At 51.4% G+C, this 9,453-nt stretch carries 11 protein-coding genes; 4 read left to right on the top strand and 7 right to left on the bottom strand.

Features of this window, described 5'->3' with window-relative positions; genetic code table 11:
* Positions 1 to 573: tail fiber assembly protein (locus tag NNO08_RS22470; protein ID WP_271457577.1), on the top strand; the 573-nt coding region annotated here is incomplete at its 5' end.
* Between the two features lie 218 nt (positions 574 to 791).
* Here NNO08_RS22470 and NNO08_RS22465 read toward each other — a convergent pair.
* On the bottom strand, positions 792 to 1,478 hold the full coding sequence (locus tag NNO08_RS22465) for a hypothetical protein (RefSeq protein ID WP_271457576.1): 687 nt from the start codon (positions 1,476 to 1,478) through the stop codon (positions 792 to 794).
* A 177-nt stretch (positions 1,479 to 1,655) separates the two neighbouring features.
* Between NNO08_RS22465 and NNO08_RS22460 the strand changes: the two genes are divergently transcribed.
* Entirely contained in the window at positions 1,656 to 2,225 is a 570-nt protein-coding gene (locus NNO08_RS22460) for a recombinase family protein (protein ID WP_039268389.1), read from the top strand.
* Between the two features lie 7 nt (positions 2,226 to 2,232).
* Here the strand turns inward: NNO08_RS22460 and NNO08_RS22455 are convergent, their stop codons facing one another.
* From NNO08_RS22455 to NNO08_RS22430, 6 genes are read right to left on the bottom strand one after another with little or no spacing between them, the layout of a single operon-like run.
* Positions 2,233 to 2,721, bottom strand: a complete 489-nt coding sequence (locus tag NNO08_RS22455) for a phage tail protein (RefSeq protein ID WP_024142417.1) — start codon at positions 2,719 to 2,721, stop codon at positions 2,233 to 2,235.
* Positions 2,722 to 2,730: 9 nt separating this feature from the next.
* On the bottom strand, positions 2,731 to 5,454 hold the full coding sequence (locus tag NNO08_RS22450; RefSeq protein ID WP_271457575.1) for a phage tail tape measure protein: 2,724 nt from the start codon (positions 5,452 to 5,454) through the stop codon (positions 2,731 to 2,733).
* Positions 5,444 to 5,587, bottom strand: coding sequence for a GpE family phage tail protein (locus tag NNO08_RS22445; RefSeq protein WP_039268621.1), 144 nt, complete (start codon positions 5,585 to 5,587; stop codon positions 5,444 to 5,446). Before NNO08_RS22445 ends, NNO08_RS22450 begins: the two co-directional genes overlap by 11 nt.
* 29 nt (positions 5,588 to 5,616) lie before the next feature.
* Complete coding sequence (locus tag NNO08_RS22440) at positions 5,617 to 5,916, bottom strand: phage tail assembly protein (protein ID WP_271457574.1); 300 nt, start codon at positions 5,914 to 5,916, stop codon at positions 5,617 to 5,619.
* A 53-nt stretch (positions 5,917 to 5,969) separates the two neighbouring features.
* Positions 5,970 to 6,485, bottom strand: a complete 516-nt coding sequence (locus tag NNO08_RS22435; protein WP_010835090.1) for a phage major tail tube protein — start codon at positions 6,483 to 6,485, stop codon at positions 5,970 to 5,972.
* Positions 6,486 to 7,667 carry a phage tail sheath subtilisin-like domain-containing protein gene (locus NNO08_RS22430; RefSeq protein WP_023307193.1) on the bottom strand — a complete coding sequence of 394 codons (1,182 nt, stop codon included), beginning with the start codon at positions 7,665 to 7,667 and terminating at the stop codon, positions 6,486 to 6,488.
* Positions 7,668 to 7,818: 151 nt separating this feature from the next.
* Here NNO08_RS22430 and NNO08_RS22425 point away from each other — a divergent pair, with 151 nt between their 5' ends.
* Both NNO08_RS22425 and NNO08_RS22420 read left to right on the top strand, forming a co-directional pair.
* The gene (locus NNO08_RS22425; protein WP_200022224.1) at positions 7,819 to 8,973 is read left to right on the top strand and encodes a contractile injection system protein, VgrG/Pvc8 family; all 1,155 of its coding nucleotides are present in this window, start codon (positions 7,819 to 7,821) and stop codon (positions 8,971 to 8,973) included.
* A gap of 45 nt (positions 8,974 to 9,018) precedes the next feature.
* A complete protein-coding gene (locus tag NNO08_RS22420; RefSeq protein WP_039268386.1) occupies positions 9,019 to 9,267 on the top strand; it encodes an ogr/Delta-like zinc finger family protein in 249 nt (82 codons plus the stop codon).
* The last annotated feature ends 186 nt before the right edge of the window (positions 9,268 to 9,453 follow it).

The raw sequence follows: 9,453 nt of genomic DNA, 5'->3' as shown, positions 1-9,453 counted from the left end.
AACGGACTGGCGACTCAGGCTGGTGAAATTCGCGTTTATTATTATGAACCTTCTACCGGTGAATATCGTGGATGGTCTGACGAATACATTAACGTTGGCGTGAGTATGCCAGGCCATTCGACGACCATAGACCCTGGTGAGGAAAGACCGGGATTTGTAGCTGTATTCAACGGTACTGGATGGGAGCAACAGTCAGATAATCGCGGCGTTACGGTGTATTCAACAGCTGACAGAGCAACAGCTGTCGTTAACTACATCGGGGAGATTCGTTCAGGGTTCACAACTGTTGCGCCATCTACTCAGTATGATAAATGGGATGGCAGCAAATGGGTTGCAGATACCGACGCGCAGCGAAATGCGGCGATAGCCGACGCTGAAAAACTGCGTAGTCAGTTGCTGGCCCATGCCGATAAAGTAATGCTCGACTGGCGAACAGAGCTGATGCTGGGTGAAATAAGCGACGCCAACAAAAATAAACTGTCGGCGTGGATGGCTTATAAAAACAAGGTTAAGGCGGTCGATGTGAAAACCGCCCCTGAGCATATCAACTGGCCTGTTCCCCCGGAGGTGTAGGCCATTCAATAACACGCTCTACTTCTCATGAGCCAGGTTAACTGGCGCTGGCAGTCCGCTTTGAACATCTGCTGGTAGCAGAGAGAAATATTCAGCGTATCGTTGGTCATCCAGCGTCACTTCTCCGGGGTTACTATAGAAATCTGGTGATTGTGGTGACGCAAATACAGCGACTATTTTTGTTTCTGTGGTATCTGAAAACTGAACATAAATCATAGTTAAATCTCATATGATGTTACATAAACTGACGAGTTGTTCGTTGTACCTACTGCGCTGCCCGCGTAGTAGATAGTCGATGGCTCAGTGAGTTGAATTTGGAATATTCCAGTAATATTTGTGCCGCTATTTGCTACTCTCGTTCTACCCACCATATTCTTACGGGGGGCAACATCGATTGAGATATTATAAATGTTGGATGATCCGCCTGCTGACGCTGACATTAAACCTGACACTGCTTTTGCATTTAAAGGTACTGTATTTACCAGTGATATTGGGGTTGCTGTAGAAACCGGGCTTGATGTTGAAAGTACCGTCACCTGTTGAATTGACAATATTCTCCCCACTAAATCACCGAGAATGAACTGGCCTGACTCAATACCCCACACAGCAACCAGTGCGGATGCTGTAAATCCAGCTGGCATATTTGTTCCACCATAAACTTCTGGAACATTGGCGTTTGTCGCATTAACGGCGAGAAGTGCTGACGTCGCTGTCGTCGGGTTATAAATAGCATACAGTGCCACGAAGCCGGTGGTCGGCACAGACCCCGTATCCATCCCGCCTGCACCGGTAGTCGCCAGGTTGATTCCCTTGCTGAAAGAAGTTACCCGGTACTGACGTCCACCACTATCTTCAACAATCAACTCATCGGCTGAAAATGTCGCAGTAGCACTCACGGTAGCCACTGACATTCCAGCATTTCGCGACTGCCCAACAACGCCAGAGAATGATTCTCTCAATTGAACGTTTTCCGTAAGACATGGTTACTTCTGATGGTGCGGTACCTAACCTGCAGTACAGCCAGAAATGACGATGCTCGATACAATGCGAGGGACTATGGCATCTAAATAAAGGAGATTTTTATGCTGATCGGCTATGTAAGGGTGTCAACAAATGACCAGAACACCGCGCTGCAAAGAAATGCGCTGGAAAGCGCAGGATGTGAACAAATATTTGAAGACAAAATAAGCGGCACAAAAGCGGAAAGGCCGGGGCTTAAGCGTTTATTACGAACCTTATCGAAGGGGGATACGCTGGTTGTCTGGAAGCTTGATCGTCTCGGGCGGAGCATGCGCCACTTGGTGACTATGATCGAAGAGCTACGCAATCGCGGTGTTAACTTCCGCAGCCTGACAGACAGCATTGATACCTCAACACCTATGGGGCGTTTTTTCTTTCATGTCATGGGCGCACTGGCAGAAATGGAGAGAGAGTTAATCGTTGAGCGCACCCGCGCCGGTTTGGTTGCAGCTCGTGCAGAAGGAAGGATAGGAGGGAGGCGACCAAAACTGACAGAGCAGCAATGGGAACAGGCGGGAAGACTGATTGCCGCAGGGGAGAAACGACAGCGGGTGGCTATTATTTTTGATGTCGGAATATCGACACTTTATAAAAAGTTCCCTTCAACAAGAAGGGAACATGAAGGGGCTTAAGGCATTATTAAAACAGACCGTTGAGCGAGTCTTTCACTTGGTTTATCGCATTATTTGCACTCGTCTTTAACCCGGCCAGGGCATCGCTGACGGTCGAGCTTTGCAGCTTCTCCCTGTAATCCGCATCGACACGGCTCAGGCTGAGGGTAAATTCGATTTTTTTTGGATTCCCAAATCGGTCGAACTCGGACTTACCCCGCTCCAGACGTGTTAAAACGTACATACCATAAATACGCCCCGTACCCTCAATAAGCGGCCATGGGCGCCCTGCGTAGCCGACAGTTTCAAGGGCTGACAGCGAGAGATTTCCACCGGTGATTTCCGGGTAAAGGACGCCTGACAGCGTTATATTGTCATCACCAGCGCCAATGTACTGCCAACCGGCTGACTGGTTAACCCGCTCGTTTTTTACGTGCCTCCACTCCTGTGAGTGCTGGAGTTGCTGGTAAGGGGTGGTGCGCAGCATAAAAACGAACATTCCAAAGACCATCATCATAATCGTCACCTATTCTCTGTCGCGGAAAGAACCACGGTTAATTCTGCCGGTGCTGGCCATTGCATCACGCACAACATTGCGCATCATTCTTTCCAGCTCCTGATCCGTGCGCTTACCAACATCGTTAAAGGTAATGTTAAAAACTGGGCCGCCGCCGATTGGAGCGGTAACGGGAGCTGATACCGGGGCCTGTGTGGCTGCTGTCGCTGAAATAACGCCGCCAGCTGCGGGTGTTGCCACTCGCGGTACTGATTGCGGTGTAACGCGCGCTTCTTGATATGCGCCACGCAAAGCTAGGGCACGTGGCAGGTTTTTGAAAATAATGTCACCTGGCCCGACTTTCTTGGTGTTGTCAGCGGTTGCTTTTGTATTGTCTGCGATGTTTTGCAGACGTCGTTGCGTACCAGTATTTCCTGACAGTGGCGAGGCCGCAGGTGGTGCGCCAGTAGTAACTGGCGACTCTGCTTTTTTGGGGGACCACTTCCATTCCTTCTGGACCATTTTCTTTTGCTGTGGGTCCCACTCCCATGAAACTGGTTTTTTGGGCGCGAGATCGTTGACTTTGGCTCTCGCAGCGTCAATTCCGGATGGAATTAAACCCAGCTTTTCCAGCAAAAGGCTGACTCCTTCAGTCAGCAGTCGCAGGGGGGTAAAGAGTAAATTCAATGCGGCACCGAGTACCTCACCAAATGTTTTCCCGGCACTGGCGCATTTGTCCAGCGCATCACGAGAAAAGTCTATAGGGGTGAATAATTGGCTAAACCAGCTCCATAACTTAGATACACCGACGCCAATTGCATCAAACAATGGGATTAAAAACGAAAACGACTGAATCAGTGGTGATAGACCCAGACTGATACCTGTAAACAGCCCGGAGAAAAATGCCTTGATAGGCTCCCAGAATCGCAATATGAGCAGGCCAGCGGCAACAAATGCCGCAACAATAAGGCCAGGGACGCCGAGTAACGAGGCGAGAATTACCCGTAAACCAGAGAACGCAACGCCAAGTGTCGATACGCAACTGGTCGCTGTGATCGATGATATACCAATCATGCTTAAGGCCAGCCGAAGCTTCGCCAATGGGCCGAGAATGAAACTCGCTGTTAAGCTTGCGATGCCAAGAGCACCGACAAGTACCATAATCGCGCCACCAATCAGGATAAATGTCTGTGTCAGGCGGGGATTTTCTTTAACCCAGGTGCTGGCGGCAGTAATCAAGTCGCTGAGTCCCTGAGTAATAGATCGCAGAGGGCCATCGGTGGTCTCTTCGACCTGAATGCGGAAACCTTCCCATGCGCTGTCCAAGTTTTTCAGATCACCGCTGAGGTTGTCAGCCATGACCTTCGCCGCCTTCTGCGCTTCACCCTGAGAGCCTCGCAAATCAGCCAGGAGTTTTTGCAGCTCACCGCTTCCGGCAGACTGAACTAAAGTTTGAAGGGAGTTTGCAGCCTCTTCACCTGCAATATCTTTGAAAAAAGAAAGTTGATCTGTATTTCCATATTTTTGCGTAGTCCTAAAAAGATCGGTCAATACGTTCTCAATAGGTCGCATTTTCCCTGTGGAATCTGCAACTGTAACTCCCAGTTCCTTCAGGGCATCTTTTGCTTTGCCAACTGGAGAAGCTAGACGTGAGAGAGAGGCCCTTAAACCAGTACCAGCCATACTGCCACGGATGCCCTGAGCTGCCAGCATTCCGACCATCGCGGCTGTTTCTTCTACGCTTATGCCTAATTTTTCTGCGCCAACACCCGCGTAAGTCATTGCTTCGCCAATTCCTCGCAGGTCGGTGTTTGTACGGGTAAATGCTGCGGTCAGCACGTCACTGACTCTGTTCATCTCCTGTGAGTCAAGGCGAAACTGCGTAAGGATGTTAGAGCCAATGTCGGCACTTTCACCAAGATCCATGCCACCGGCGAGCGCCATATTCAGAACGCCAGGCAATGCAGCCTGAATAGCAGCCGGAGTAAAGCCAGCCATTGCAAGAAACGCCTGCCCGCTGGCTGCATCGCGCGAAGTAAATGCGGTTTCGGCACCGAGTTTTTTGGCCTGCGCACGCAGGTCTGCCAGTTGGGAGGCGTCTTTGTTGAGTCGGGTTAATGCCTGAACGCGTGACATTTCCTCATCGAAACCAATCGCAGGCGCCAGGAATGATCCGCCAGCGTAGCCCGCAGCAGCAGTGCCTAGCATCATCCCCATGCCTGCCCCGCGAAGCTTGCCCGCAGTCTCTTTAGCTCGATCATACCCGGCCTGTGCTTTTTGGGTAGCAGCCAGCTGGCGACGTTCACGCTCAAGTGTCTGGTTGTATTGCTCCGTACGCCTGATGGCACTTTGGATAGCGCCGTTCCCGGTGGTGAGGTTAACACCATGCTGACGCACTGCCTGCGCGGCTGTGCGCAGCTGCGTCGTTTGCCTGCCGTAGGTTTCAGTCAACCGGGAAAGTTTGGTTCGAAGTGACTCAAGTCGCGACGTCTGGGCTTCAGTAAGCTGACCACCTTCGCGTTGTTTCTGGTTGAGGCCGTCAAAGGCTCGCTGGGTGCTTTTCAGCTTCTGTGCAGTGTCATTGGCTTGCGAGCGCAGCTTATCAAATGACGCTGCGCTTTTTTCCAGGTCTTTGATTGAGGACTGTGTTTTTTTGAGGGAGTCGGAAAGGCCGCCAATGGCTTTACTGGCGGCGTTGACCGGGCGGGTGAGCTTGTCAATTGCACTGAACGCAACGCGAATACTAAGATCCATCGTCGTCATCCTCCTTCTCATGGTTACCGCTTCTGATGGCCGCCCGTTCGCGCCAGGCCATCAGCTCGCGCAACTCCATGCTGTGCATTTCGGAGGGCGGCCAGTGAAATATCACAGCGATGTCGGCGATCAGATCGTCGACATCACTGAATACTGCCTCTCTTACTTGCTCGCCGTCGCCGCCTCGCTCGGTGCGGACGGCGCCGCTTTCGTCAAAAAAGGCGTGATTTCTTCGCACAGCGCCGTAAAGTCGCCGGTCGCTATTGAGGAAATATCGGTGGTTGTCAGCTGAGGCGCGGTGACGCGAGTCAGTAGAGTTGATACCGCGTCATAGTCGAAGTTGAGAACATCAACCAGACGCAGCCCGCGCAGTGAGCCAGCCTGCTTGATTGTGTCGGTGATTGCGACGGATTTAATTTCCTGGTCGCCGCGTTTAATGGGTTTGCTGAGAGTTACTGACATTATTCATTCTCCGGGCGGCCAGGCTGGCCGCCATTGGTAGTGGTTAAAAAAGATTACTGGCCGAGACCCAGGGCGGACGCAATGCGGTCCGGGTAGAGACTTTTGCCGTTGCGTTTGTAGATGAAGTTCAGCAGGTCGATTTCCAGCAAAGGCTTGTCATCCACGGACAGCTTGTAATAGGTATTTTTGAGCGCATAAGTATGGCTGGTGTCATCACCCTGCTTGGCTTCGCCCTGGTCGACTTCGGTGATACGTCCGCGCATCTCGACTTCAAGCAGGGAGCTTGTACCGCCGCTGTAGATCTCACCGACAAAGCGCGTGCGTAGTTCGTCAATATCCCCACCCCATTTCAGGATCAGCTCCTCGACCATGCCGCCAACAACCATTGATGCGTCTAGTGCGCCTGAATCAAGGCCGAGGTCAACAGCAGCGGAGCCCAGCATCCCGCCACCCTGGTAATCTTCCGTTTTACGGGTAATTTTCGGGAGCGTGACGCTGGGGATCTTCCCGATGTAGTTGTCGCCATCGACAAACATCGTGAACAGGCGGAGTTTCTTCGGAATAGCCATTTATGCACCTCCCAGCGATGCAAAGGCTGGTTCGTAATACTGATCGGTAAACGTCTGGATCAGCGTCAAGTTTTCCAGCGGTGGTACGGGGCTGTAGTTGTAGCGAACAACCGCTTTACCCTGGCGAATACCGGTGGTCGGGTTATCGACAATATCAAACCAACATGCCGCACCAATCAGTTTGCCAGCAGTGACCAGCGCCTGAAGCTTGGCATTGATCCCGCTTACAACGTCTTTGACGTTAGCCGGGGTAAGCGGTTTATCCACGGTGGTGAATTGTGCTTCCGCAATGCTGTCCGCAAGAATTTGAGCCGTCCGGGTAAACACCTCGAAAATATATTCTTCGGTGTCGGTGGTACGGTTCCCCCAGAACCGGAAGCCGTCGCGTTTGATCAGCGTGGTAATCTCGTTGGCGTTAAGCTCGTTAGCGTCGGAGTCCTCCGCCTGTAACGCCCAGAACACGTCTTTGGAGATACCCAGGACGTTTTTAACCGCAACGTTAGAAAGTGACTTGTGCCAGCCCTGCTCATTGTCAATCAGTGCCCGCAGGCCAAGCGCATAGGCAACAGCTGGGAATTCTTCATTAACGCCGGTCTGCGGGTTGTAGGCGATGAAGTTAGGCCAAATCATCATCCCTTCACGTTCGGCAAACTGCTCGCGGTAGGTTTTCGCTTCGGCAATAGTCTCGCAGCTATCGCAGTAACTGTAAGAGAATGCACGCAGCTGCTTCGCAATTACGCGCAGCTGTGCGGTTACTTCCTGCGTGTCGTACATCGGAATGCCGAGGATGCGAGGGCGATAACCGGTTTTCTGCTCTGCGGTCAGCAGGGCAAACATCCCGGTATAGCTTCCGTCAGCCTGTGTGCCACCGATAATGAGCTGGGATTGCGTTTTGGCATTTTCTCCTTCCTTTGCTTCAGCGACACGAACAACAATTACACGCGTGCTGACCTGGTCGGAAATAGCCTTGAGAGATTTATACAGTGAGCCTGTTTTGCCCGCCTTACCCAGCACGCTAATCACGCGAGTGATCAGGACTGGCGTATCAAGTGGAAAGGTGAGGGGATCGGCATCATCGGCCACCGCAACCAGACCAATGACCGTTGAATCAATGTCATTGATCGCGGTCTGGAGGTCGGTGTTTTCTTTGGTGCGCGCCCCGTGGAAAAAGTTGTCGGTCATACTCTACCGCCATCATGTTTAGTGAGTTCATGGTGATATTCGCTGAATTCCGGGCTGCAGACACGTTGAGACGGATGTCGCAGAAAGGCGACAACAAAAGGCTGTTTGTCCTATCGCGCGCGCATGGAAATATTTGCGGGAGGAGAAAGCGATGGCACTGACAACTGACGCAATAGAGAGCGCAAAAAGCCTGCTGAATGCGGGTGCTGAGAAATTCAAAAATTATCCTGGCGACTTGTCACGTGTGCCAGCGTTTAACGTAACGCTTGGCGGCAAGGCGCTGATCATGCTGGATGAGAAACTGATCTCGTTAGAATTAACAGATAACAGGGGCTTTAATGCTGATGAACTGACTATCACTGTTGATGACAGCCAGGGAGATATTGAGTTACCGCCACGTGGCGCTGAGTTATCGGCAGCGATAGGCTGGCAGGGAGAAAAACTGGTACACAAAGGGATTTTCATCGTGGATGAAATTGCGCACTCAGGGCCGCCGGACCGTATCGAGATCACGGCCAGAAGTGCAGATTTCCGCGATGAATTTAACGTTAAGCGGGAGGTGTCGTGGCATGACGTTACAGTAGAGCGCATCGTCTCTGCTATAGCTCACAGATACAAGTTAAAACCTCTCATCTCAGAGCAACTGATGTCCGCCGAGATCGATCATGCAGATCAGACGCAGGAAAGCGATATGTCGTTTCTGACGCGCATGGCGGAAATGCTGGGCGCTATTGCAACTGTGAAAAATGGTTACCTGCTCTTCATCCTGCCTGGTGGCGGTGTCAGCGCAAACGGCAGAGCGTTGCCGGAATTTTCCATCACGCGCAACAGCGGAGATCGCCATTCTTTCCGGATTGCAGATCGCGACGCATACACCGGCGTGCAGGCGTACTGGCTTGATATGGATTTCGGGAAAAAGAAAAAGGTTACTGTTAAAAAGCGGAAGAAAACCGCAGACAAAAAGCCGCGTAGCAGCAGCCGGGAAGGGGACTATATTGCCGGTGAAGATGGTAACGTTTTTGTACTCCGTACGACGTACAGCAGTGAGATGGCCGCACAACGTGCAGCAGCTGCAAAATGGCAACAACTCCAGCGCGGAGCTGCTGAGTTCTCTTTAACCCTAGCTTACGGGCGTGCGGATCTGTATCCGGAGATGCACGGAACGGTAACGGAGTTCAAAGACGTCATTGACGGCCAGGACTGGATAATTGCGAAGGCAAGCCACACTATTGACGATAGTGGGTTTAAAACGCGGCTGGAGTTGGAAGCAAAAATACCTGAATGGATTGCAGAAACCGAATCATAGCGGCCATAATATGAGCGAGTTCAACTCCCGCCATGGGAGGCCATTATGTTTAAGTGTCCTGTTTGTGGTGCCGTCGCCCGTACGCGCACCAGTCGCCCTCTTAGTGAAATGACAGTCCGGCATTATCACCAGTGCCAGAATTTCGAATGCAGTATTACGTTTACTACGCTCAACAGCGTTGAGAAGCTTGTAACCAAGCGCGCGCCCCGCGAAAAGTTACCGGCTGATTTCATCCCATCCGATGCTTTCCCTGCTTCGCACTATGGGAGGAATCAGCTTAATTTAGCCCTCTAAATAGTGGCAGCAAAAATCAAACCATTACCTGTGATTATCAGCGATTACCAGCAAAGAGAGTCTTATTTATCATAAGCTTATGTTTTATAAGACTCTCTAATAGTTTTTAAAATCCCTCGGCGTTCGCGCTGTGTGGGTTCAAGTCCCACTCCGGGTACCATGGGAAAGAATAGAATAATCAAAGCA

This window comes from Citrobacter sp. Igbk 17, from assembly GCF_028069775.1.
In the GTDB taxonomy this organism is placed as follows: domain Bacteria; phylum Pseudomonadota; class Gammaproteobacteria; order Enterobacterales; family Enterobacteriaceae; genus Citrobacter.
The sequence above is the reverse complement of the archived record's forward strand: the minus strand, read 5'-3'. Positions and strand labels throughout refer to the sequence as shown.